We start from the raw sequence: 24,005 nt of genomic DNA on the forward strand, positions 1-24,005 counted from the left end.
CTGAGGACCCTACCAGGCCTTTTCTGTGTTGAGCCTCAGGTGCATGCGGAGAGCTCAGCTCCGTGTGGAGGCTCAGGCGATGGCCACGGCCGGGGCGTTCTTGAGGGTGCGGCGGAGCTGCGGGGCGGCCTGTAGCCGGTCCTGGGCCGAGCGCAACGCCAGGACTGCTGTCTCCAGCTGGTCCGGTGGCAGCGTGAACGGCACCCGGAGGTAGCGTTCGAAGGCGCCCCCGACTCCGAAGCGTGGCCCGGCGGCGAGCCGGATGCCAAAATCCGGGGCGATGACCGTTAGCGCGGTGCTGGCTGGCGCCGGCAGCCTGCACCAGACGGAGAGGCCGCCGGCGGGTCGTTGTGTTTGCCATTCCGGGAGGTGTCCGGCCAGCAGTTCCAGCAGGGCGGCACGGCTGTCCCGGAGGTTGCCAAGCCGGGCGGGGAGCGGTTCGTCCAGCGCGCGGACCAGGTGTGCGGCCGCGAGTTGTTCCATGACGGGGCCGCCCAAATCCATGGACGACCGTGCCGCGGCAAACCGCTGGATCATCGCTTCCGAGGCGCGGATCCAGCCCGTCCGGAGACCGGCCCAGTGGGACTTACTGAGCGAGCCGAGGGTCACCACCGCCGGACTGAAGGCAGCCACGGGCGAGGTCGCGTCGCCATCGAGGTTCAATGCCCGCAGGGTCTCATCAACCACCAGGACAGTTCCGGAGTCCGATGCGATTCGGACCAGTTGGCGGCGCTGGCTGTCCGGCATCAGCTGACCGGTGGGGTTGTGGAAGTCCGGCACCACGTAGGCCATCTTGGGGCGTTGCTGCATCATGGCGGCGCGAAGGGCCTGCATGTCCCACGCCGGAGCGGGCAGGCCGCGCGGGGATGTGTCGGTGCCGGCACCTCGGCTGGCATCGGCGTCGTGCAGTGAAGTGAACGCCACGGGAATGGTCCGGCAGCCTGCGGCCCGGATCGCATCCAAGGCATTCGGGTAGCTGGGGTGCTCCACCAGAACCTTGTCCTGCTTCCCGGCCAGTGCCCGGATGATGATGTTCAGGGCGTGTTGCGCTCCCGACGTCACGAGGATCTGCTCGGCGGTGGTGGGCACGCCTGCAGCGGTATAGCGCTCGGCCACAGCCTCGCGCAGGGGGAGCAGGCCGATGGCGTCGTAGCCGAAGCCCGGCAGGAGTGCGGGCAGCTCGGTGAGAGCGGCCGCGAACGCGCGGTGCACCACCTCACCGCTGGCCGGCAGTGAGGCGTACGCGAGGTCGATCAGCCCGTCGGGCGCCGCGAGCCCGGGCGCGGCCAGCCCGGGTGCGGTGAGTCCCGGCGCGCTGAGCCCGCGTGCGGCAAATTCCAATCCGGCGGGTTCGTACGCGAGCGTTGCTGCCGGGCGGCCCGTCGCTGCCGGGCGGCCCGGATTGCCCGACGCCGGGCTGCCGGACAACGCGGCGCCCCTCGGTGTCATTCGCGGAATCCGGGTCCGCCCGCGCGAGCCCTGTCCGCTGCTGAGGAAGCCCTCGTCGCGAAGGAGGGCGTACGCGGCCGTCACCGTTGTCCGGCTGACGCCCAGTGCCTCGGACAGGGCCCGCTCGCTCGGCAGTGCAGTGTCCAGCGCCACCCGGCCGTCCAGGACCAGGAGGCGGACGACGTCGGCCAGCTCGCGATAGGCGGGAGCGGCCCCGAGGTGCCACTGACCCAGGAGACGTGCCAGTGCGGACGGGTTGAGCGATGCGGACATAAAGCCAGTATCTCAAACTGGCTATGTAATTCAATGCCAGTTCTCTGGCAGGGTTATGGCTATGTTCACTCGCAGACTCCTCCAGCTTTTTGTCGGCCTGGCCATGTACGGTCTATCGCTGGCTCTGTTCATCCGCGCCGGACTGGGGCTGGACCCTTGGGATGTGTTCCACCAGGGCGTTGCGGGAAGGACCGGACTCAGCATCGGTGTGGTGGTGATCATCGCGAGTTTCGTGGTGCTGCTGTTGTGGATCCCGCTGCGGCAGAAACCGGGTTTCGGAACGCTGGCCAATGCAGTCCTGGTAGGGGTCTTCGCCGACGTGGGGCTGGCCCTGATCCCTGCGTTGTCCCACTTGGGCGGCCAGATCGGGATGCTCGTCGGGGCTGTGCTGCTCAACGGCATTGCAACCGCCTGCTACATCGGCGCACGGTTCGGCCCCGGCCCCAGGGACGGCCTGATGACGGGACTGGCGCGGCGGGCGGGCTGGTCGGTGCGGATTGCGCGCACCCTGATTGAGGTCGTGGTTCTTGGCATCGGGTGGCTGCTGGGCGGGTCCGTGGGGGTGGGCACCGTGGTCTACGCCCTTGCAATCGGGCCCCTCGTCCAGCTGTTGCTGCCATGGTTCATGGTCCCGGCTGGCGTCAAAGAAACCGCTGCGCCCGAGCCCCGGGAACGTGACGCGCTTCCGTTCGAGGCAACCAGCAGCCAGGCAACCCGCAGCTAGGCAACCCAGCTAGGGCAACCGGCAGCTATGCACCTAGAGTCTAGGCGCCCAGTACATCTAGGCCGGCAGCGAAGCAACAACTCAGCTAGGCAACGAGCGTCTGGTCCGCCACCGGCTGGCACTTGGGGCAGAAGTAGATGTCCCGCTCTTCCTCTCCAGTGGGTTTGCCCAGCAACCCCCGGCGGATGGGGGTACCGCACTTGAGACAGGGCTGGTGTTCGCGGCGGTAGACCCAGTACCCCGGCCGGCCGGCCATGCGTCCCACCGGCATTCCGCGCGGATTGAGGATGGTGACGCGGCGCCCGGGGCCGAGGTTTGCTTCCAACAGTTGCTTGGCGTCCGTCATGAGGGTCCGGAGGTCTGGGACAGCTGACACGGGCGTCGCCGGGTGCACCCCCGAAAGGAAGCAGGACTCGCAGCGGTAGATGTTGCCGATGCCCGCCAGGTTGCGCTGGTCCAGGAGTGCGACACCAATAGGAACATCCGGCGCCGCGCGGATCCGCTGTTCCGCTTCGGCCGGGTCCCAGTCCGGGCCGAGCAGGTCCGGGCCCAGATGCCCCACGACTTTGTCTTCATCAGCGGTGCGGACCACTTCCAGGATCCCCAGGGAGAAGCCGACGGCGTCCGCCCCCGCCGTGCGCAGCACGCACCGTGCTGTGAATCCGGGCTTGCGCCACCGCCCGCCGGGCGGATAGACCTGCCAGGTGCCTTCCATTTTCAGGTGTGAATGGATGGTTAGCCTGCGTTGCTCGGGGGCGGGCGCCTGCCGCCCTGCTGCCCTTTCACCCGGGACTTGGCCCCCCGCGCCAGGTGCACCCGGTTCTTGGCCACCCGGTTCCTCGCCTCCGGCGCCCTGGACCTCCGGTCCCTGCACGCGCATCAGGAGGTGTTTGCCGCGCGGCACAACCTCGGTGACCGTCCAGCCGGCCAGGTTCAGGGTGGCAAACCTCGGGACGCGGAACTCCGATGCGGTGAGCGTCTGTCCGGCCAGCGCCTGGTGCAGCTGGGCGGCGGCCCGCCAGACGGAATCCCCCTCAGGCACGGATCCTCAGTCCCTTGGGAGTGGAATAGGCTCCGGCCGCGGCCAGCGCCTTCGCCACGGCTGTGTCCAGGATGTCGTGGCCGTTGACTTTCTCCATGATCAGCTTGTCCACAGCACCGCGGGTGACCACACTCACCAGGGCGGCGGCTGCGGCGGACAGGGTGGCTTCGTCGTCGCTGAAGACCAGCAGGGTCTTACCGCCGCGCTCCACGTACAGAATGAGGGCACCGTCCACCAGCACCACCAAGGCGCCGGCCTTGCGTCCCGGCCGGTGGCCCGTGCCCGCTTCCTCGTTAAGTGCAGGCCACGCCAGCGCCGCCCCGTACGGGTTCGCCGGATCGGTGGCCGCCAGCGCCAGGGCAACGGGTTCCGGTTTCGCCAGCTGGGTGTCCTCGGAATAGGAGCGCAGCCTGTCCACGGTGGCCGGTACGGCGAACTGGGCCGCACCGAGGTGTTCAATGAAGTACCCGCGGCGGCAACGGCCGGCCTCCTCCAGCCTGGCAAGAACCTTGTACATCAGGCCAAAACCACCCAGTATCTGTTCGGCCATCACCGATCCGCGCGTCACCACGCCGTAACGGTCCAGCAGCAACTCAGCCGTGGCCCGCGCATGGATGGTGGCATCCAGTTCAGGCAGCGGCAGTGCCGACCACCGCCCGGCGGCCAGCGGCGGTGTCGGCGCCACGCCACCCAAGGCGCCGTACCGTCCACCGCCGAGGCCGCCCGACCCCAGCCCCGGGGATCCCAGCAGACCGGTGCCGTGCGAGCGGCCAAGCCGGCTCAGACGGGGTGCCCGTGCCCGGGGTGCCCGGGCCACTTGTCGGTGGGCAGTGTGGCCGCCGGCGATCAGGGCGCGGACCGGCGCGAACGTGTCCCCGGTGATGCGGCCTGCCCAGGCCAGGTCCCAAAGCGCCGAAACCACGTCTTGGTCGCTCAGGACCGAGTCCATGCCGCCGGCAACATCCGTCAGTTGGCGGAAGAAGTAGCCTCCGCCGTTGTTCCGAAGGTGCTCGAGCAGCCGCTGTTGCGCATCGCCCGGCTCGTACCCGACGGCCGGGTTCAGCGTCAGGTCGGCGGAATCGGCAAGATGCATGCTCACCCAGCCATCATTGCCGGGAAGGGCGCCCGCCCCGGACCAGAGGACCTCGCCGGCCGCCATAAGCTCATCCAGCATGGCGGGCTGATAGTTGGAAACCCGGCTGGCCAGCACCAGCGGCTCCCACGCCGATGCGGGGATCGGTACACCGGACAGCTGGTCAATCGCGGTGACAATCCCGTCCAGCCCGCGCAACGCGGGCTGTCCGCGCCCGGACCCCGGGACCCGGACGTTCTGCCAGACGGGAAGGAACCGTCCGTACGCGGCGGCGTCCACCGGCTCCACTTCGGCGCGCAACGCGGCCAGCGAACGACGCCGGAGCTTCCGGAGCACTTCGGCGTCGCACCATTCGCTGGTGGTTGGCTGCTGCGACTCCTGGTGCTGTTCCTCTTGGTGTACCTGTTGTCGGTCCTCTGGGTTTTCCCCGGGCAACGGCTTGGGCTTTCCCTCCGGTTCCGCCGCCAAAGTTTCCGGCGGTGTGACGTGCGGGCGGAACTCGCCCTCCACCACACGGCCGTCTGCCGCAAGCCGCTTCAGCGCAGTGCCGACGACGGCGACGCCGAGGCCTAGACGGGCAGCGGCTTCCATGGCAGTAAACGGTCCGTGGGTGCGGGCGTAGCGGGAGACGAGGTCGCCGAGCGGGTCAGCGACGGGTTCGATGAAGGCGAGCGGCACGCCCATGGGCAGAGGCACGCCGATGGCATCGCGCAGGCGGGCGGCATCTTCGACGGCCGCGTAACGTTCCGCCCCGCCGATGTTGACCTTGATGGCCCGGTTGGCCCGTTGCAGCGCGGCCAGGTGGGCAGAGGCCAGGGCGGCATCGGCATGCGGGCTATGGGCGGGCTCAGCCAGCGGGGTGCCGTCGGCGTCAGCCACCACGGCCGGTTCAGCCACCGGGCTTTCCACCGGGGTCTCGGCAGAATCAGCCGCCAGGGCCGGTTCAGCCACAGGGCCCGGCCCAGCCACCGTAGCCGCGGCAGGCCCGGCTTCCGGTTCCAGGCGGGCTGCCACCTCCCCGGCTGTCAGCGGGCCCAGCAGCCGGAGCAGGTCCGCCACCCCTTCCATGCCGCGGGCACGCCGGTGGGGTGCGAGCCGCTGCAGTTCGAGTTCGGTGGCGTCGATGACTTTGGCATCCAGGAGCTCGCGGAGTTCAACGCGCCCCAGCAGCTCGTTGAGCAGGGTGGAATCCAGTGCCAGGGCCGCCGCGCGTCGTTCGGCCAGGGGCGAGTCACCTTCATACAGGAACTGAGCCACGTATCCGAACAGGAGTGACTTGGCGAACGGGGACGGCTGCTGCGTGGTGGTCTCGACGATCCTGAGCTCGCGTCGTTCCACCGAGGCGGCGATGTCCTTGAGCGCCGGCAGGTCGTACACGTCCTGAAGACACTCGCGAACCGTTTCCAGCACGATGGGAAACGTGGGGTATTTCCGCGCCACATCGAGCAGTTGGGCCGACCGCTGGCGCTGCTGCCACAGCGGCTGCCGCTTACCCGGCGTTTGGCGGGGCAGCAGCAGGGCGCGCGCCGCGCATTCGCGGAATCTCGAGGCAAAAAGGGCGCTGCCGCCCACTTCTGCGGTGACGATCTGCTCGAGTTCCTCAGGGTCGAAGAGGAACAGCTCGGCTCCTGGCGGTTCGTCCTCCATCATGGGGACGCGCAGCACGATGCCGTCGTCCGCGGCCATCGCGGAGCCGTCCAGGCCGTAGCGCTGGTGCAGCCGTTGCCCGACGGCGAGTGCCCACGGCGCGTGCACCGGCATGCCGAACGGGCTGTGGAGAATGACCCGCCAGTCGCCCAGTTCATCGTGGAACCGTTCCACCACCAGCGTGGTGTCGCTCGGGACCACCTCGGTGGCAAGCTTCTGCTCGCTGAGGTACTGGATGAGGTTGTTCGCGGCGAACGTGTCCAGCCCGCTGGCCGTACAGCGTTCGGTGGCAGGCCCGACGTCGGACGCCGCGAGTTCGCGGACGAACGCACCCAGGGCGCGGCCCAGGTCCACCGGCCTGCCCAGGGAGTCGCCCTTCCAGAACGGCAGCTTGCCGGGCTGGCCGAAGGCGGGGGAGACCAGGACGCGGTCGTGGGTGATGTCCTCGATCTTCCAGCTTGTGGCACCGAGCGCGAAAATGTCCCCCACCCGGGACTCGTAGACCATCTCTTCGTCCAGTTCGCCCACCCGCCGGCCGCCTTTGGCCGGTGACGGGGTGGAGGTCTTGCCGTCACCCGAAGGCGACGCCGTGCCCTCAACCTCGGTCCCGATGATGTAGACACCGAACAACCCACGGTCCGGGATGGTCCCGCCGGAGGTGACGGCCAACCGCTGGGCCCCGGGCCGGCCTTCGATGGTGCCCGCATTGCGGTCCCAGATGATCCGGGGCCGCAGCTCAGCAAACTCGTCGGAGGGATAGCGGCCCGCCAGCAGGTCCAGGGTGGCTTCAAACGCGGATCGGGGGAGGGAAGCGAAGGGCGCTGAGCGGCGGACCGTGGCGAACCATTCCTCCACGTCAATGCTGCCCAGGGCCGTGGCGGCAACGGTCTGCTGCGCCAGGATGTCCAAGGGGTTGGCAGGGACAAACAGCCGCTCGATTTTTCCCTCAAGCATCCGTTCCACGGTGATGGCAGTGTGGACCAGGTCCGCACGGTGCTTGGGAAAGAGCACGCCTTGGGAGATTTCGCCGACCTGATGGCCTGCCCGGCCCACGCGCTGCAGGCCGCTGGCCACCGACGGCGGGGACTCCACTTGCACCACCAGGTCCACGGCACCCATGTCGATGCCCAGCTCCAGGGACGAGGTGGCAACGACGCAGCGCAACCGGCCGGACTTCAGGTCGTCCTCGATGAGGGCCCGCTGGTCCTTGGAGACGGAGCCATGGTGCGCCCGGGCGAGCAGGGGGTCAGCTCCTGCTGTGCTGCCGGCCTGGGCCATCATATGGGCTGGTGTGGCCGTGGACGCGGGGACCCCCGGCCGGACCGGCTCAACTGCATCGGCCGAATCCCAGCCGCCGCCGGCCGCCACGAGCTGACGTTCGGCGTAGATCTCGTTGAGCCGGGCGGTGAGCCGCTCAGCCAGGCGCCGCGAGTTGGCAAACACGATGGTGGACTGGTTGGCCAGCACCAGGTCAACGATCTTTTCCTCCACATGGGGCCAGATCGAGGCCTGCGGCTGCAGCCCGGAAGCCGGGCCCGAATCGAAGGCGCCCGCTGCCGCTTGGAGGTCTGACATGTCCTCCACCGGCACCGAGACGGTCAGGTCCCAGTTCTTCCGCGACGGCGGTGCCACGATCTCCACGGGAGCCGAGCCGGCCAGGAACTGGGCCACCAACTCCCGCGGCTCCACCGTTGCGGACAGGCCGATCCGCTGGGCGGGCTTGGGCAGTAACGCGTCGAGCCGTTCCAACGACACCGCCAAGTGCGCGCCACGCTTGGTGCCGGCGACGGCGTGAACCTCGTCAACGATGATGGTGTCCACCTCGGTGAGGGTTTCCCGTGCCCTGGATGTGAGCATCAGGAACAGCGATTCAGGTGTGGTGATGAGGATGTCCGGCGGGTTGCTGAGCAGTGAGCGGCGGTCCGCCGCGGTGGTGTCACCGGACCGGACGCCCACCGTGATGAGCGGTGCGGGCAGCCCGAGCCGCTTCGCCGTTTGCGTAATTCCGATCAGCGGCGCACGCAGGTTCCGCTCGACGTCCACGCCCAGGGCCTTCAGCGGTGAGATATAGAGGACCCGGGTCTTGCGCTTGGGCGGCCGTGGCCGCCTGCCTTTGGCCGGGGTGCCTTTGGCGGTGGCGGCTTTGCCCGTGGCGGCGCCATCCGGAGCGGCTTCCAGCCCCGGCAACTCAGGAGCGGGGGCGGGTGCCGAAACGAGCAGCCGGTCCAAAGCCCACAGGAAGGCGGCGAGGGTCTTTCCGGAGCCGGTAGGCGCGACCACCAGGGCATGCGAGCCCGACGAGATGGCGTTCCAGGCGCCGTCCTGGGCAGGCGTCGGCTCCGAAAAGGCGCCCAGGAACCAGTCCCGGGTGGGCCGGCTGAACCGGCCCATGGGAGTGCCGGTCAGGGCGCCCGGGGCCGCTTCCGGCGGTTGCTGCTCCTGCATTCCTCCATCATGCCCTACCCCACCGACAGGATGGCCGGTCACTCCCGCCAGGCCCTGGAGGAAGGATTATTCAACCTTTCCCCGGAGGAGGGAGCTACGTGCTGCGGGCCCCACAGTCCGGGAGGCCAGGCACAGCCTAGGCCGGCTGGAACGCTCCGATGGTCAGCAGTTCAATGGCGGCATTGCTGCACGCCTGGGTGGGCTGGGGCAGGAAGAGGGACGCGGTGTCCTCAGGCGGATAGACCCGGTAACCGGCCGCCGGCGTCAGGGTGCAGTCCGGGTAGTTTTCCGCGTGGGTATAGCGGAGTACCGCTTTGCCGCCCTGCCCGGGTGCCAGCAGGACATCCGCAACAGGTGTTGATTCGTCGCGTGTGGCCGGGGCGCCGATGGGCTCACCGTTGGCGTCCGCGGTGAGCGAGACGCCCGGGAACCCCTTCAGGAGGCACGGCTCGGTGCCGTTGTTGGTCAGCGTGAGGGACATGTAAACGCTGCCGGCAGCCCCGCCGCCGGTGGCGTCCGTGGCGGCTGATAGGGACGCAGCCTTGCAGCGTGAGGGGCCGGCGGAGCCGGTTGTTGGCAACGACGCCGGCGACTGGGATGCGCTCGGAACGGCCGGGGAAGCGGAAGGGCTGGAGTTGGCGCTGGGTGAGTCGGTGCCGGGTGCCGTGGACCCCTGCGGCTGCGCTTGGCTCGAACCGCACGCGGTGAGCAGCACTGCTGTCGCGGCGACCGCGGTCGTAATCAAAAACCCTTGGGGAATGCGCTGAGACGTCATGCCATAACCTTTGTTGTTGCCGTGACCGGAGTCAACGACGCCACGGGGCCGTGTGCGGATTTGATGCCCGGATCGTGATGATCCGGGCATCAAATCCCGCAACGTTACGAAGCGGAGTCAGCCTTGCGCTTCGAGCTGCTGCGGGCGAAGGCCACGCCGCCCAAGACCAGCCCGCCGAGTCCGGCTGCCAGGCCTGCCCAGCTCCGGGCGTCTGCACCGCTGCTGGTCACGGCTGCAGCCTGCTCGGTGTCGGCGTGTTCGGTGCCGGCGGCAGCCGTCGTGGCCGCGTGACCGTCAGCGTGGGCGTCCGCCGCGGCGCTGATGGTGATGGACGGGGCCGGCGCCTTCAGGGAATGCGGGTCCTGGCCGTCCTTGGCGATCTCCGACCAGTCCGTCTGTCCCGTCTCGCAGCTCTGCAGCGTGGGGAAGTAGAGCGTGGAGCCGGCCGCGTCGGGCAGCTTGACGGACAGCACCAGGGCGTCCCGGAGGGTGTGGTCCAGCGGGGTTTTGGCCGTGTACACAATCTGGCTGGTGCGTTTGGTGATGGACGAGCCGTCGGCCAGCTTCTTGGGCTCCGTGAGCTGTTCCGTCACTTTCTCCACGGTCCAGTTGGGGTTGACTGTGGGCTGGGCGTCGTTGAGTTCGGCCGGCAGCGTGATGGCCACCTTGGTGGTGGCGGACTCGTCGCAACCGTGCGGGATACCGAAGGTCAGCAGGGCGTAGGAGTTGGCCGCGGTCTTGTCCGGGGTGACGCCCACGTGGGCGGACGCACCGGCGGCGGCCGCGAGCAGGAGGATGGCGGCGCCGGCAGCGGCGGCTGCCGGGGTGAGGGTACGGCGGAGTGCGGTGATGTTCATGGGGTGTGCCTTTCGGACGCATGCCTGTTGCAGGCATGCGGAAGTACGGGGTGGGGCCCGCCGTCCGGTGACGTCCGGTGCGGGCAGGGTCAGGAAAGTACGACGGCGGAAGGCGGGCCGCGTCGGCTGTCCTGCCTAAGGTTCCGCCAGGGGCGGTGGGGGAGAACCGCAGGGGTGTGGGGCGCCGCCCTGGGGGTGCCGGCGTCGGGCGCTATTGCTTCGGGGAGCCGGCTGAGGGGTTTGAGCCAGGCGGCGAGCGCCCAGAGTGCGGCCTCACCTTTGGCGAGCAGGAGCGCGCACGCGGCCGTGGCCAGGGCATGGGCGGCAAGCATCAGGATGCTGGTGGGGCTGGCGTGGACGTGCGCGGCGGCGTCGAGGACCGGGAAGGCCGCGGCGGAAAGGTGGTGGGTCGCTGGCGCCGGATGGGAGGCAACGACGGGGGCGCTGAACACCGTGAAAACCTGATGCAGGGCGAACTGTCCGGCACCGAGCACGGCAGTCATCGCGGCGAAATTCAGCTTCAGCCGGGTGGCCGTTGTTGCTGCCAGGACGGAGAGCGCCAGGACGGCGAGCAGGATTTCCGGGGCCGGAAGATCGCCGCCGCCCAGTACGTGGGCCGCGGCTGCAAGGGTAAGGATCCCCGTGGAGAGCGAGGCGGCGCGCAGCAGGTGAAAGGGAGGCGGGGCGTGGTGGGCGCGCACTGTTCCTCCTTCAGTTAGGTGCTGCCGGTGGGCGCCGAAGCGCTGCGCCCTGCAACGCTGCACGGCGATCTTCAGATTCTATCTATTTTTGGATGCAACACCCGATTGTGACGCACGACACATAAGGCTCGTCAGGCCGGGCTGCCGGCGAGAAGTTCGGCGAGGACGTCAGCGGCGGAGTCGTGCCGGATCAGCGGTGCGCCCTGGCCGGCCCAGAGCGACATCAGGTCGGTGTTGCCCTGCGCCGCGGCCTGGGGCCTGAAACGGCCGGTCAGCCAGTTCTGGACGGGGAACGGGGCGGTTTCCGCGGCCTCGGACAGTTCATCGATGATGCGGTTGGGGATGCCACGGGCCAGCCGCCCGCTGAGGACCCGGGTCAGCACTGTGGTGCCTGCGGCAGGGCTGTGCAGGATGGTCCGGTACGCCGGGACCGCAGCGGATTCCCGGGTGGCGAGGAAGGCTGAGCCCACCTGCACCGCGTCGGCGCCGAGCGCCCGCGCGGCTGCGTAGCCACGACGGTCCACAATGCCGCCAGCCGCAATCACCGGAATCCCGATGGCGTCCACCACCTGCGGGACCAGGGCAAACGTTCCTATCAACGACTCCTCCGCGGGCTTGAGGAAGGAGACTCGGTGGCCGCCGGATTCCATGCCGCTGGCCACCACGGCATCCACGCCGCCGGCTTCCAGCGCCACGGCTTCAGCCACTGTGGTGGCCGTGCCCATCACCGCGATGCCGCGCCGGTGGGCCTCCTCCACAAGTTCCGGGGCAGGGACTCCGAAGACAAAACTGACGACGGCGGGTCCCGCCTCGAGCGTCGCCGCCACCTGTTCGTGGTAGTCGGGCATGTAGCGGCCGGGCATGTCCGGGACGGGGACGCCCACTTCGTCGAAATAGGGCTTCAGGGTTTCTGCGTACTTCTCGTAGTCCTCTGTGGGGACCGAGGTGGTTTCGTCGCCCGTGGGTATCCAGAGGTTGAGGGCGAATGGTTTGGCCGTCGCCTTCCTGAGCCTGGCGGCGGTGTCACGAATGGCCTCGGCCGTGTAGCCGTACAGGCCGTAGGAACCCAGCCCGCCGCCGTCGCTCACTGCTGCCGTCAGTTCCACGGAGGACACTCCGCCGAAGGGTCCAAGGACCACCGGAATCTCCGTGCCGAGGAGCTCGGTGAGGCGGTTCCGGTGGGTGGGGATGCGGTGCTCCGGCGTCATGTGTGCTCCTGGACGGTCGCTGGTGGCTTCCGCACCAGTCTCGCAGGGCCCGCGCCGGGCCCCAAGCCCGTACCGTCTCCGCGGGGAGGCTACGCTATGTACCCTGTCAGGCGGCCGGGCTAAACTGCTCGCGTAAAGTCGCCGACAATCTCAGGAGACACACCATGAACTATTCAGGGACTGGCAACGAGAAGGCCGTTCCGGCCAGCGAACTCAACCGAACCCATGTTGGGCTGACTGTCAGCTTCGAACCGGACGAATTCACTCTGGTGTTCGGCAAGATTGCAGCGATTGCGCGGAAGGAAGGCGGGGTTACCATCGCCTTGCGCGGTGTGGAGGGAAGCGGCGGCCTGCAGTCCAGCTACAGTCTCCCGGGCAGCCAGAACGTGTATGTGCAGCCGGACATCCTCACTAACACGGAATCGACCATCAAGGATCTTTTCGGCAAGGTCCAGGACAACCTCCGCGGCGGCGGCCACCGGGGAGAAGACAAGACGGATAAACTCTGAGCTAGGCCTTCGTTGGCGGGTGCGGGCTTGTTGGCGGGTGCGGGCTTGTTGGCGGGGGCGGACTTGCCCCTTGGGGAGCCGGGGTGGCACCTTTCCCGAACGCCCGTGCCGCCTGGGAACCGGCGGCGGCACTTGCTCCGATGCTGATGAGTGCGCCCAGGATCATGGCCGCAGCTTCGCCCGGCTCCAGCACGTGCAATTGTGATCCGATGGTGGCCGCGGCCACCGGAACCCCGAGCTGCGAGGCTGCCAGGATCGCGAGTGGCAGCGGCTGGCCCAGGAGCCGCAGGCTCCCATGGACCAGCAGGGTCCCGAAGCCCAGGCACACCCCCAGGAGGATCATCCGAGGGCTGCCCGTGAGGGCGCGCAAATCCAGCGACGCACCCAGCCAGACAAAGAACACCGGCCCAAGGAACCCGTCGCTGACAGCAAAGAGTTGGTGCGCCAGGCGTCGCGGCTCGCCCACGGCGGCGACCACCAGGCCGAACGAAAACCCGGCCAGCATGATGGAAACGTGTCCTGCAACGGCCAGCCCGGCCAGCGCGAAAAGCAACGCCAGCTGGATCCGCAGCTCGAGGGCGAACTTCCGGTCTTCGGACATGTCGTGCAGCCGGGAGCGCGTACCGCTGTTCTCCAGGGCACGGAGGACAAAGTAAAGGATCAGTGCGCACGCTGCAACGGCGGCGGCTCCGATGGCTGCCCTGCCGGCGTTGGGCGGGTCGACGGCCAGCGGGAGCGCCACAATGCAGGCGATATCGGCGATCGCCACTTGCGCCGTGGTGGTCAGGACCTTCGACCCGGACAGCCGCAGGGAATCGATGATCGGGAGCACCAGTGCCGCGGACGAGGATGCCAGCAGGACCACGTACAAAGGTGCATGGCCTGTCCCGAAAAGCAGGGCAACAAGGGTTCCGACGACGGCAGCGAGCACTGCGGCAATTCCTGCCCGGAGGGCTCCAGCGCCTAGGGCAGGCCGGATTGCCTTATCCCGGACCGGGACATGCGACCCGGCGACAAACATGATGAGGGCGAATCCGACGTCGGCGACGAAGGTGAACGTGGGATCCGCGGAATCCACCAGCCCCAGCCCCGTCCGCCCGATGGCGATCCCCGCCAGCAGTTGCCCCAGCACGACGGGAAGGTGCCACTTTTGGGGCAGCGCGAGGAGCGGGCCGAGCAGGGCAACGGTGGCGATCAGCGAAAGCTGAAAGAATGACACGGGCCTCCTCTCCTGGCGTTCTGTGGCTTGCTTCGTGCGGTCGGCGTTCTGCGGTTTGGCGCCCCGGGGAACCCAATGGCAGTTACCGGGGCAGCCGGGCCAGTTTGAGCGGGATGTCCGTGTTCTCGTCCGTGTAGTAGCTGGCGCAGACGCGGTGGTAGCCGTCCGCCACCTGCGCGGGAACGCCGCTGGCCAGGTCGCCGCAGACCATCAGGATGGGCGAGAGCCGTTTGCCGTCCCTGATTTTCTTCAGGTCCGAAGCCACATGGGCGTTGTCCGGGGGCAGCAGCACCAGCCGGGCGGCGCGGAGGATGTCTTTGGCCTTGCGGTGCTCGATCGGAGCGTCCCTGAGCGCCGAGACAAGGGCACTGACCACGTCGTCCGTACCCAGCAGGGACAGGTAGCCGGACGCATTCGGATAATCCTGGTCCTCGGGTGTCGGCAGCCAGAGCACTTCGCTTTTGTCTTCACCGTGCATGGCGTCCTCCTTGGTGGCTCCGCGGCGCGGATGATGGTGCTCAACAGTACGTACGCACTGCGAGGACGGTCAACGCTGAACGAAGTCGCTACGGGGAAGTGTTGTCGGTGTCGGCTGCGACCCTGGTCATTGCAGCGATTTCCTGGCGAGCGGACGCCGAACCGCACAGCAGGATCACGCCCTTACGATTTCAGCTTCACCGGGCACCCACACAGTCCCGTCACGGCCACGGAACGCCAGCGGGAGTCCGCGAGCCTGAGGCCAGTCCGTCGAATCAGTTACTTGGACATGCACGTGCGGCTCGGTGCTGTTGCCGGAGTTGCCGCACTGGCCGACGGGGTCGCCCGCCATCACTGCCTGTCCAAGGTGTACCCGGATCGTGCCTTTCTGTAGGTGCGCCAGCAGCACGAAGGGTCCGTTGGGACTTGCGGCGATCACGACGTGGTTCCCTGCCACGGCCGGAACACCCTTACGGACCCGTTCAGCCTGGCCAAGCATGTAGGGGACGAGAGGCAGCTGTGATCGGCGACCTTCATGATCCGGCTGGCCGTCAAGGACAGCGACTACGGTCCCGGACACCGGCGCAAGGATCGGTTGCCCGAAACCGATGAATACTTCAGGGGGTTCCGCGGCGATGAGGGAGCGCCACGTACGGGGTGCGGATCTGCCGGCATCGTCTACTGCGACGAAGTCGATCGCGTGGGAGGTTCCGAGTGCGTAGGTACCGTGACTCGGCACACGACGTGCGGGGCTGTTCTCCGTCCGCCAACTCCCTTTAAAAGGCAGTTCCAGCACCACTGCATCGGCGGGAGGCTCCGAGGAGCCTCTGGCGGGGCCCTGTCTAGGACCGGGCACCTTAAGGCTGGCTGCTGTTGCGATGAAGGGCGCTTTGCGGCGAGGCATAGTCACATGGTCCTGGACTCGGTGGGATCGGGCAACGGGGCCGGTAAGGGTCTCCGGAACCGGCGTGCCTGCCTGAGTGCCTGCCCGCAGGAGGGCAGCGCCAAGCAGAACGTCCCCGACAAAGCAAAAGGCCCCGGTTCCCTGTGTTTACAGGGAACCGGGGCCTTTCTTATTGGCGGTGACGGTGGGATTTGAACCCACGTTGGCTTTGACACCAAACAACATTTCGAGTGTTGCACCTTCGGCCGCTCGGACACGTCACCAACCTGACTAGGGTACCGGAGCAAGGCTCACATCCCCAAAACGGCTGATGACTCGGCTGCGGTTTGAGGTTTACCCGCCGTTTGGATGCCCTTGCGCGGACATCAAGCTCCTTTGACGCAAAGTTATCCACATACGAGCTTTTCCTAACGTATAGCGCCGGACTGTCGCGTGATGATGTGGGTATGGATCGTAGAGCGGCGGTGGAAGCGGCGGAGGCCTTGGCGGCTTCTGCCACTGCGCTTGCCGCGGCTTTGCGGGGAGAAGCACCGATCGGGTTCGGCACAGGCGGGGACGACCGGGGCGCTGATCCGCTGCGGGTGCTGGCCAATGATTTCCTCGACGGGTTGGCTGAGACTGCCCGGATTGACGCCCAGGCATCAGCACTGAGAGTTCACCTTGCGGCGGGCTACTCCCGTGCTGTGGAAGCCCAGGCGCCGCCTCGTGCGTCCCCGCAGGAGAACACCGCCCAGGAGATGGCCGTCATCGCGGAGGTCGCTTGTGCCCTGACCGTCCGAGAGTCGGCCGCCGCGGGCCTGCTGGTCGAAGCCCGGGAGCTGACCACGGCCCTGCCGCTGACGATGGCGGCGTTGGAGGCCGGGACGGTGTCGTGGCAGCACGCCCAGATCATGGTGGACGAGGCCAGCAGCCTCGGGCCCGATGGCGCGCAGGCGTTGGAAGCGCACTTTCTCGGCCCGGATGCGGTAAGCCCGGCGCGGGGTTGTCCGGTCGGGGAACTGGTTCCCGGCCGGTTCCGGGCCAGGGCGCGGCTGTGGCGGGAGCGGCACCACCCGGTGAGCATCGAAAAGCGTTATGCCAAATGCGTAACGGACCGGCGGGTGGTGTTTGCCCCGGACCGGGACGGGATGGCGTGGCTCTCGGCCTACCTGCCGGCCGATACCGCGTCGGGGATCTGGGAGCGGACCACCGCCGCCGCGCGGGCCATGCAGGGCCCGCGCGAGGACCGCACCCTCACCCAGCTCCGCGCCGACAACGCAGCAACCTGGCTCCTCGGCGGAACACTCGAGTGCTCTCCCGAAGAGGATCGCCCCAGCAGCACCGGCTGGGGGTTGGAGAGGAATCCGGACGCTGCCACCGTCCAAACCGACGGGACAGGTTCCAGCGCGGATAGCGCGTTCACCGACTTTAACGCCGCCAAACCCGTCCGCACCGGCGGTACCGCCGGGGCCGCGGACGGCCTGTCCGCCATAGCAGGTACGAACGCCGACGGTTCGGCCGGAGAATCCGGGAGCCCGGGCAGTGGAGCCGGCCCCGGCGCCGGTGGGGGTGCTGGTGTGCCGTCGCCGCGGGCGCAGGTGCTGATCACGGTCCCGGTGATGGCGTTACTGGGAGTGACGGGAGAACCGGCGATGCTGGACGGGTACGGGCCGATCCCGCCGTCGATGGCCCGGCGACTGATCGCCGACGGCGCAGACTCCTTCCACCGGGTCCTGATCGACCCCCGTGACGGGGCACCGTTGGAGATCGGCCGGTCCAGCTACCGGGTCACCAAAGCCCAACGCCAATGGCTCAGGCTCCGCGACGGGCGATGCCCGTTCCCGGGCTGTACTAACCAGTCCCTGGATAACGAAGCCGACCATATCCTCGCGTGGGCCGACGGCGGGACCACCGGGGTCTCAAACCTTGGCCAGCCTTGCCACCGCCACCACAGGCTCCGCCACACCACCGCCTGGACACCCACCGAACCCACCCAAGACACACCACCCGGCTGGATCTCACCCTCCGGACGCCAATACCAAAGCGAACCACCCGACTGGGAACCACCCACCTGGCCCGACAACCCACCCAGCAGCAATGTCAGCTCGACTAAAGAACTGGCTGAGGAGTCACACGCGCCCGCAGAATCAGGCGATTGAGCAGTCCAGTTACCGGATCATCCATCGATCCGGTGGAAGCTGCTTAGTGCGGGGCCATAAAGAGTGACGCCGCCACTTAATGAGGAGCACCAATGAATGGCATCACTGCCATCAGCGTTGCGCGGTTCCGCCAGCCACCCCGGGCGGACTAGATTCGTAAGGAAGATGACTACTTCAGATGAACCAACCCCTCAGGCAGCTCAGGCGACGGCGTATTGGACCACCGGCCCGGAGCGCGGCGAACTCCGCGACGAACCGTTGCATCCCCCGGGACCGGGTGAAGCGCTGGTCCGCACGCTCTACTCCGGGATAAGCAAAGGCACGGAAATCGTGGTTCACACCTGCTCCGTCCCGCCGCGGGTGGCTGAGGCAATGCGTGCGCCACACCAGGAAGGATCGTTCCCTTCCCCCGTGAAGTTCGGCTACCTGTCCGTCGGCATCGTTGAACAAGGCCCGGACGAGTGGATGGGTCAAAAGGTCTTCTGCCTGAGTCCCCACCAGGATCGCTACGTCATCGACACCGCCGCGCTCACCAGAATTCCCGACGACGTCCCCGCCCGCCGTGCCGTGCTGACCGGGACCGTGGAAACAGCCGTCAATGCACTTTGGGAAGCCGGGCCGAGACTCGGTGACAGGATCGCCGTCGTCGGTGCCGGGCTGGTGGGCGGAATGGTGGCCACGCTCCTGCGCACGTTCCCGTTGGCACGCCTGCAGCTTGTGGATCTGGACCCTGAACGGAAGCAACTGGCGGAGATGCTGGGCGTGGAATTTGCCCACCCGGATGACGCCGAAGCGGACTGCGACATCGTATTTCACTGCTCGGCGTCCCAGGAAGGCTTGGAACGCAGCCTGCAACTGGCCGGCGACGAGGCCGATGTCATTGAAATGTCCTGGTACGCCAACCGCGACGTCACAGTGCCGCTCGGCGAGGACTTCCATGCCCGCCGGCTCTCCATCAGGGCCAGTCAGGTGGGCGTTGTGGCCCGGGCGCGGCGGCACCGGCGAACCACCGCCGACCGCCTGAACCTTGCCATATCCCTCCTCAAGGACCCCGTCTTCGACGCTTTCCTCACAGGCGCCTCTCCCTTCGCGGATCTGCCCGCCGTTGTACAGAAACTGGCCGACGGACAGCTCGAAGCTTTGTGTCACGTGATCGAATACCCCAACGCAGAAAAGTACAGTCACCCAGCCCCCGAAGACAGGACGTAGCCCGTGTTCAGCCTGACTATCCGCCGACATTTCATGATCGCCCACAGCCTCCCCCGCGAGGTCTTCGGCCCCGCCCAGGCCCTTCACGGGGCCACCTTCGTGGCGGAGGTGACGTTCCGGCGTCGTGCTTTGAACGAGGACGCGATCGTGCTGGATATCGGAGCCGCCGGCGGAATTGTTGAAGGCGTCCTGGCAGGGCTCAACTACACCAACCTCGACGAGCACCCGGACTTCGCCGGCAAGCTGAGCACCACCGAGGCGCTGGCCGAATACATCGCCCGGGCCGTGGCAGGGCAGATCAAGGACGATGCCGACGGCCGCGAGCTCGCAGGCCTCGACGTCACCGTGCGCGAAAATCCTGACGCCTGGGCCTCCTACTCCCTGGACCTGTCCGCCTGACCATGCGCGTCAGGTTCCTGGTTCCCGGCAACATCCGCCATATCTCCGGCGGCAACGTCTACAACGCCCGCCTCGTCGAGGGGTTGAGGACTTTGGGTTTCGACGTCGAGGTTCTCCCGGTGGAGGGGGAATGGCCGGATGCCCGGAGCAGCGACCGACGGCGGCTGGGCAGCTTGCTGGGAGCAGTCGAAACTGAGGCTCGGATTACGTCGGCCGAAGTCACCGTGGTGGACGGGCTCATCGCGTGCGGTGCCCCTGAAGAGCTGGAGGCTGCCGCCGCTGCGGGACACAGTGCATGGATCCTCCTCCATATGCCCTTCCCCGGCCATGCCGACGGCGAACGGCGGGCGCTGAAGGTTGCCGCCGGCGTGATCTGCAGCAGCACGTCGGCCGCGGACCACGTCAGGGAACGCCACGGACTGGCCGCCCTGGTGGCCCCGCCAGGCACGGATCCTGCGCCGGTTGCGGCCGGTTCGGACCCTCCGCACATCGTCTCGGTAGCCGCGCTGCTGCCCAACAAGTCCCAGACACTCCTGGTGGAAGCGCTCGCCACACTCCAGGACCTGGCATGGACAGCGTCCCTGGTGGGCACAGTCGACGCCGACCCCGCCTACGCGGCGCAGCTCCAGGCCGCCGTATCCTCGCACGGATTGGACAGCCGGATCCGGCTCACCGGCCAGCTCGCCGGAGACGCACTGGCGGATGAATGGAACCGGGCCGACCTGAGCGTGCTTGTCTCCAGGGCCGAAGCGTTTGGGTTGGTGGTAACGGAATCGCTGGCGCGCGGAATCCCGGTGATCGTCCGTGCCGGCACCGGGGCTGTGGAAGCACTCGGCATGGGTTCCCGGCCCACCCCGCCGGGAACCGCCGTCGTCCTTGCCGGCAGCGAAGGCGGCGAGCCGGAGATTCTCGCAGGGACCATCCGGGAGTGGCTATCGGACGGCGCTCTCCGAACAGATTGGCGAGCCGCAGCGCTGGCCGCCCGGGAACATATGCCCCGATGGGAATCAACAGCAGGCAAGGTAGCGGCGATCCTGGGGGTCAGCCGGACGTGCCGCATCAGGCGTGACCAAAACGCAGTCATAACCAAAACGCAGTCATAACCAAAACGCAGTCATGAACAAGACGCCCCAACCTGCCCCGGGCTCCAGGACGAAGCGCTGTTAGTTTGCCGGTCTTGCCGCGACGCCCGCGTCGTTCAGTTAGGCCCGGCATCGTCAGGATGCCCCGGTTTTGCCGCGATGCCCGCGTCGTGTCGTTGTGCCCAGGTCTTGCCGCGATACCTACGGCTTGCCGCGGTGGGTAGCGAAGAAATCCCTGAGCAGGGCCCCGCACTCGTCCTCCCGGACGCCGCCGTAGACCTCCACCCAATGATTGAGCCGGCGCTCGCGGAGGACATCGAACACGGATCCGGCCGCCCCGGCTTTCTCGTCCCAGGCCCCGAAAACCACCCGCGGAATCCTGGCCAGAACAACGGCTCCGGCGCACATGGCACACGGTTCGAGCGTGACAACCAGCGTGCAGTCCGCCAGCCGCCAGCCATCCCCGGAGCCCCCCTCAAGCTTTGACCGGGCACGCAGCCTCTCCGCAGCCTCTCGGATGGCCACCACCTCAGCGTGGGCGGTGGGGTCGCCGAGTTCCTCCCGCTGGTTCCGTCCGGAACCCAGCACGCCGCCGTCGGGCCCCAGGACAACGGCGCCGATGGGCACGTCTTCCGTGGCCAGTGCGCGCCGGGCTTCGTCGAGGGCAAGGCCCATCCACTCGCTGTGTTTCCTTTCGCCGGGCACCATGGCTCAATGATAGTTTCGAACGATATCCGGTTTGCCACGCACTAACGCCAGGAGCACCACGTGGACACCCTTTCGCAGCGGTTGAGGAAATGGTTTAAGCCCTATGCGGCGTTGACGATCACCTTGCTGATCGGCGGCGTGATCATCGTGACGCTGGCCGTCCTGGGTGCCGAGGTCTACGACAACGTGGTGGACGACGCCGGGCTGGCGAACCTGGACAAACCCGCCCTGTCCCTTGCCGAACAACTGCGGACCCCGTGGCTTGATTCGGTGGTGACCGGGTTTACGAATATCGGTGGCGGCATCGGAATGCCCATAGTTGCCACCCTCCTTGTCGCGTGGCTGACGTATATGGGACGGACGTGGCGGCCACTGATCCTGGTGGGCGGAGCCGCGGCGTTTTCCGTTACCGCCACCACCGTGGGGAAGAAGCTGGTGGGACGCACCCGGCCGGACCACGCCGATGCTGTTCCGCCCTATGAAAACTCGCCGTCCTTCCCCAGCGGCCACACGTTGAACACCACGGTGGTCATCGGACTGGTGGTCTACCTGGCGTGCCTCCAGTTCCACCGGACGATGGTCCGGGTGTCCATGATCACCGGCGGAACGCTGTTCATCATTGCCATGGGACTAAGCCGGGTTTTCCTTGGGCACCATTGGCTCACCGACGTTATTGCCGCTTGGCTGCTCGGCCTGGCCTGGGTGGGCATTGTGATCCTGGCCCATCGCCTGTTCCATTTCTTCCGGAGGCGGGAACACCGCGGGCCCGCACCCACGTTTGACCGGCCTGTGGTGCGAGATGTGGTGGAAGAGCGCGGCATTACCGGGCACGGCAAGGGCAACGCCGGATGATAGTTTTGACCCATGCGCACTCTCGTTGTGGACCACCCGCTGGTCGCCCATAAGCTCACCGTCCTGCGGGACAAGAACACCCCGTCTCCGGTCTTCCGGATGCTGACGGAAGAGCTGGTGACACTGCTGGCGTACGAGGCCACCCGCGATGTGCGCACCCAGCCTGTGACCATCGAAACGCCCGTCAGCACCACCGTGGGTACAGCTTTCACCAAGCCGACCCCGCTGGTGGTCCCCATCCTTCGCGCCGGCCTCGGCATGCTCGAAGGCATGACCAAACTGGTCCCCACCGCTGAGGTGGGCTTCCTGGGCATGGCCCGCGACGAGGAAACGCTCGACATCATCACCTATGCCGAACGCCTGCCCGAGGACCTCACCGACCGGCAGATCTTCGTCCTGGACCCCATGCTGGCCACCGGCGGCACCCTGCGCGAAGCCATTAAGTTCCTGTTCAAGCGCGGCGCCTCGGACGTCACCTGCATCTGCCTGCTGGCCGCGCCGGAAGGCCTGTCAAAGCTGGAGGAGGAACTCTCCGACGCTAACGTGACCATCGTCCTGGCCTCCATCGACGAAAGACTCAACGAGAAGTCCTACATTGTGCCAGGGCTCGGCGACGCAGGGGACCGCCTCTACGGCATCGCCGGCTAACACCGATATATTCAAGGTCTTCCGGATCCGGGAGCCCGCCGCTAGCCTGTGCGGATGGACTGGAAACTTGAACTTGTTTTTGTCCCTGTGTCCGACGTGGACCGCGCGAAGGATTTCTACGTCAACAAGGTGGGCTTCAACGCTGATTACGACGAGCGCCCCAGCGACGGTATCCGCTTTGTTCAGCTGACGCCGCCGGGCTCCGCCTGTTCCATCTGCATCGGCGAGGGACTCAATGACGCCCCGCCGGGTACGGCACCGAGCCTGCAGATGGTGGTCGGTGATATCCAGGCCGCCCACGCCCAGCTCAAGGCCAACGGGGTGGACGTGAGCGATGTAGATGTGCAGGACTGGGGCCATTTTGTCTACTTCGCGGATCCCGACGGCAACAAGTGGGCCGTGCAGTACATTCCCGGACGTGGGGCGTAGGGCAAGATGGAACGATGAACCACCCTGCTCCCGGCACCAACACCCGCACGTTTTCCTGCCGTGCAGTCCTTTTCGACATGGACGGCACGCTGGTGGATTCCACGGCGGTGGTGGAGCAGGTCTGGGGTGAATTCGCAGGCCGCTATGGCCTGGACATCGCCGAGATCTTGAGGACTTCGCACGGCGTGCAGGCCATCGACACGGTGCGGCGCTTCGCTCCCGCGGACGCGGATGTCCCTGCCCTGACGGCTGAACTGGGCGACATGGAGCGTGTGCGGACCGAAGGGATCGTCGCGCTCCCGGGGGCAGCCCGGCTGATGGCCTGCCTTCCCGCCGATGCCATGGCACTGGTGACCTCGGCGGACCGGATCCTGGCCGAGATCCGTATGGACGCGGCGGGGCTGGCCATGCCGGCTACTGCCGTGACAGCGGATCTTGTCACCCGCGGCAAGCCGCATCCGGAAGGTTACCTGACAGCTGCCTCCCTGTTGGGGATTGAGCCCGCTGACGCTGTGGTCTTCGAGGACGCACCCGCCGGGATTGCAGCGGGCGTGGCGGCCGGAATTCGGACGGTGGCGGTGGGGCCCAACACCGGCCACCTGCCCGAGGGTGTCCTCCACGTCCAGGATTACACGGCTGTCAGTGTCTCCGTGGACGCGGATGCGGCCGGGCGCCGCGTCATTTCCTTCCGGCTGTGAGCTAGCTTCCGACTCTGTGTGTTAAATCCGATTCTGGGTATTTACTTCGGCTCTGTGCCCTAAACACCGCAGGCCACGAACCGGGGGATTCGGGGCCTGCGGTGGTTTGGGCGCTGCTGCGGGTTATGCGCCGGAGCGCACGGGGTGCCGGGGCGCTCGGAGTACCGGAGCCCCGGGTACCGTCGGCTTCCGGAGCGATGCGGGGTTTTAGTACCAGTTGTGCGACAAGTGGAAGCTCAACGCGCCGCACGGCGACTGGTACCGCTCCTTGACGTAGTTCAGGCCCCAGTTGATCTGGGTCCGGTAATTGGTGAGGTAGTCAGCGCCGGCGCTCGCCATCTTTTCGGCGGGCAGGGACTGGACAATCCCGTAGGCGCCGCTGCTGGGGTTTGTGGCCGTGGTGGTCCAGTCGGATTCCTTGTTCCACAGCGTCTGCAGGCACTGCATCTGGTCGGCTGCCCAACCGTAGCTGGCCAACTGACCGGCGGCGTAAGCCTGGGCTCCGGCAGGGTCATTGAC

The 24,005-nt window shown here is 67.4% G+C and carries 21 protein-coding genes, 1 tRNA gene and 1 pseudogene; 10 read left to right on the top strand and 13 right to left on the bottom strand.

Translation table 11 applies throughout. The features are described 5' to 3' along the window. Positions 1 to 72 precede the first annotated feature (72 nt). Positions 73 to 1,722: a MocR-like transcription factor YczR gene (yczR, locus tag NQJ30_RS17585; RefSeq protein ID WP_255771496.1), complete on the bottom strand. Its 1,650-nt coding sequence runs from the start codon at positions 1,720 to 1,722 to the stop codon at positions 73 to 75. A gap of 61 nt (positions 1,723 to 1,783) precedes the next feature. On the opposite strand from yczR, the gene yczE reads away from it, so the two are divergent. Continuing rightward, entirely contained in the window at positions 1,784 to 2,446 is a 663-nt protein-coding gene (yczE, locus tag NQJ30_RS17590; RefSeq protein WP_255771497.1) for a membrane protein YczE, read from the top strand. Positions 2,447 to 2,531: 85 nt separating this feature from the next. On the opposite strand, the gene NQJ30_RS17595 is transcribed toward yczE, so the two are convergent. The 6 genes from NQJ30_RS17595 to NQJ30_RS17620 form a co-directional block, all read right to left on the bottom strand. Then, positions 2,532 to 3,488: a DNA-formamidopyrimidine glycosylase family protein gene (locus NQJ30_RS17595; RefSeq protein ID WP_255771498.1), complete on the bottom strand. Its 957-nt coding sequence runs from the start codon at positions 3,486 to 3,488 to the stop codon at positions 2,532 to 2,534. Continuing rightward, entirely contained in the window at positions 3,481 to 8,673 is a 5,193-nt protein-coding gene (locus tag NQJ30_RS17600) for an Lhr family ATP-dependent helicase (protein ID WP_255771499.1), read from the bottom strand. The genes NQJ30_RS17595 and NQJ30_RS17600 overlap by 8 nt, the downstream gene beginning before the upstream one ends. Before the next feature lie 136 nt (positions 8,674 to 8,809). Continuing rightward, positions 8,810 to 9,448, bottom strand: coding sequence for a DUF4232 domain-containing protein (locus NQJ30_RS17605; RefSeq protein ID WP_255771500.1), 639 nt, complete (start codon positions 9,446 to 9,448; stop codon positions 8,810 to 8,812). A 104-nt stretch (positions 9,449 to 9,552) separates the two neighbouring features. After that, positions 9,553 to 10,305: a YcnI family copper-binding membrane protein gene (locus tag NQJ30_RS17610; RefSeq protein ID WP_255771501.1), complete on the bottom strand. Its 753-nt coding sequence runs from the start codon at positions 10,303 to 10,305 to the stop codon at positions 9,553 to 9,555. 89 nt (positions 10,306 to 10,394) lie between these two features. Further along, complete coding sequence (locus tag NQJ30_RS17615) at positions 10,395 to 11,006, bottom strand: hypothetical protein (protein ID WP_255771502.1); 612 nt, start codon at positions 11,004 to 11,006, stop codon at positions 10,395 to 10,397. A 131-nt stretch (positions 11,007 to 11,137) separates the two neighbouring features. Further along, on the bottom strand, positions 11,138 to 12,214 hold the full coding sequence (locus NQJ30_RS17620) for an NAD(P)H-dependent flavin oxidoreductase (RefSeq protein WP_255771503.1): 1,077 nt from the start codon (positions 12,212 to 12,214) through the stop codon (positions 11,138 to 11,140). A gap of 164 nt (positions 12,215 to 12,378) precedes the next feature. Between NQJ30_RS17620 and NQJ30_RS17625 the strand changes: the two genes are divergently transcribed. Continuing rightward, positions 12,379 to 12,723 (top strand): hypothetical protein, encoded by a 345-nt coding sequence (locus tag NQJ30_RS17625; protein WP_255771504.1) that lies wholly within the window; start codon positions 12,379 to 12,381, stop codon positions 12,721 to 12,723. A gap of 1 nt (position 12,724) precedes the next feature. Here the strand turns inward: NQJ30_RS17625 and NQJ30_RS17630 are convergent, their stop codons facing one another. From NQJ30_RS17630 to NQJ30_RS17645, 4 genes are all read right to left on the bottom strand, one after another. Continuing rightward, positions 12,725 to 13,942, bottom strand: a complete 1,218-nt coding sequence (locus NQJ30_RS17630) for a cation:proton antiporter (protein WP_255771505.1) — start codon at positions 13,940 to 13,942, stop codon at positions 12,725 to 12,727. A gap of 82 nt (positions 13,943 to 14,024) precedes the next feature. After that, the gene (locus NQJ30_RS17635; RefSeq protein WP_255771506.1) at positions 14,025 to 14,420 is read right to left on the bottom strand and encodes a hypothetical protein; all 396 of its coding nucleotides are present in this window, start codon (positions 14,418 to 14,420) and stop codon (positions 14,025 to 14,027) included. A 174-nt stretch (positions 14,421 to 14,594) separates the two neighbouring features. Then, positions 14,595 to 15,158 carry a M23 family metallopeptidase gene (locus NQJ30_RS17640; RefSeq protein ID WP_255771510.1) on the bottom strand — a complete coding sequence of 188 codons (564 nt, stop codon included), beginning with the start codon at positions 15,156 to 15,158 and terminating at the stop codon, positions 14,595 to 14,597. Positions 15,159 to 15,496: 338 nt separating this feature from the next. Beyond that, positions 15,497 to 15,586 (bottom strand) — tRNA-Ser (locus tag NQJ30_RS17645). 183 nt (positions 15,587 to 15,769) lie between these two features. Here NQJ30_RS17645 and NQJ30_RS17650 point away from each other — a divergent pair. The 4 genes from NQJ30_RS17650 to NQJ30_RS17665 all read left to right on the top strand — a co-directional run bounded on the left by NQJ30_RS17650 (position 15,770) and on the right by NQJ30_RS17665 (position 20,172). Continuing rightward, the gene (locus NQJ30_RS17650; RefSeq protein ID WP_255771511.1) at positions 15,770 to 17,461 is read left to right on the top strand and encodes an HNH endonuclease signature motif containing protein; all 1,692 of its coding nucleotides are present in this window, start codon (positions 15,770 to 15,772) and stop codon (positions 17,459 to 17,461) included. A gap of 165 nt (positions 17,462 to 17,626) precedes the next feature. After that, positions 17,627 to 18,670: a zinc-dependent alcohol dehydrogenase gene (locus NQJ30_RS17655; RefSeq protein WP_255771512.1), complete on the top strand. Its 1,044-nt coding sequence runs from the start codon at positions 17,627 to 17,629 to the stop codon at positions 18,668 to 18,670. A 3-nt stretch (positions 18,671 to 18,673) separates the two neighbouring features. Further along, positions 18,674 to 19,069, top strand: coding sequence for a 6-pyruvoyl trahydropterin synthase family protein (locus NQJ30_RS17660; protein ID WP_255771514.1), 396 nt, complete (start codon positions 18,674 to 18,676; stop codon positions 19,067 to 19,069). Between the two features lie 2 nt (positions 19,070 to 19,071). Further along, positions 19,072 to 20,172, top strand: a complete 1,101-nt coding sequence (locus NQJ30_RS17665; RefSeq protein ID WP_255771515.1) for a glycosyltransferase family 4 protein — start codon at positions 19,072 to 19,074, stop codon at positions 20,170 to 20,172. Positions 20,173 to 20,352: 180 nt separating this feature from the next. Here NQJ30_RS17665 and NQJ30_RS17670 read toward each other — a convergent pair whose 3' ends face one another. Then, complete coding sequence (locus NQJ30_RS17670) at positions 20,353 to 20,859, bottom strand: nucleoside deaminase (RefSeq protein WP_255771516.1); 507 nt, start codon at positions 20,857 to 20,859, stop codon at positions 20,353 to 20,355. Between the two features lie 60 nt (positions 20,860 to 20,919). Between NQJ30_RS17670 and NQJ30_RS17675 the strand changes: the two genes are divergently transcribed. Genes NQJ30_RS17675 through NQJ30_RS17690 form a run of 4 tightly spaced genes read left to right on the top strand, consistent with a single transcriptional unit; the run spans position 20,920 to position 23,486 of the window. Next, entirely contained in the window at positions 20,920 to 21,711 is a 792-nt protein-coding gene (locus NQJ30_RS17675) for a phosphatase PAP2 family protein (RefSeq protein ID WP_255771518.1), read from the top strand. A gap of 12 nt (positions 21,712 to 21,723) precedes the next feature. Then, positions 21,724 to 22,359: a uracil phosphoribosyltransferase gene (gene upp / locus NQJ30_RS17680; protein ID WP_255771520.1), complete on the top strand. Its 636-nt coding sequence runs from the start codon at positions 21,724 to 21,726 to the stop codon at positions 22,357 to 22,359. Positions 22,360 to 22,413: 54 nt separating this feature from the next. Further along, the gene (locus NQJ30_RS17685) at positions 22,414 to 22,788 is read left to right on the top strand and encodes a VOC family protein (RefSeq protein WP_255771521.1); all 375 of its coding nucleotides are present in this window, start codon (positions 22,414 to 22,416) and stop codon (positions 22,786 to 22,788) included. A 14-nt stretch (positions 22,789 to 22,802) separates the two neighbouring features. Next, a complete protein-coding gene (locus NQJ30_RS17690) occupies positions 22,803 to 23,486 on the top strand; it encodes an HAD-IA family hydrolase (RefSeq protein ID WP_255771522.1) in 684 nt (227 codons plus the stop codon). A gap of 207 nt (positions 23,487 to 23,693) precedes the next feature. Here the strand turns inward: NQJ30_RS17690 and NQJ30_RS17695 are convergent. Continuing rightward, positions 23,694 to 24,005: pseudogene (locus NQJ30_RS17695) on the bottom strand (hypothetical protein); the annotation flags it as partial.

This window comes from Pseudarthrobacter sulfonivorans, from assembly GCF_024391045.1.
Lineage (GTDB): Bacteria > Actinomycetota > Actinomycetes > Actinomycetales > Micrococcaceae > Arthrobacter > Arthrobacter sulfonivorans_B.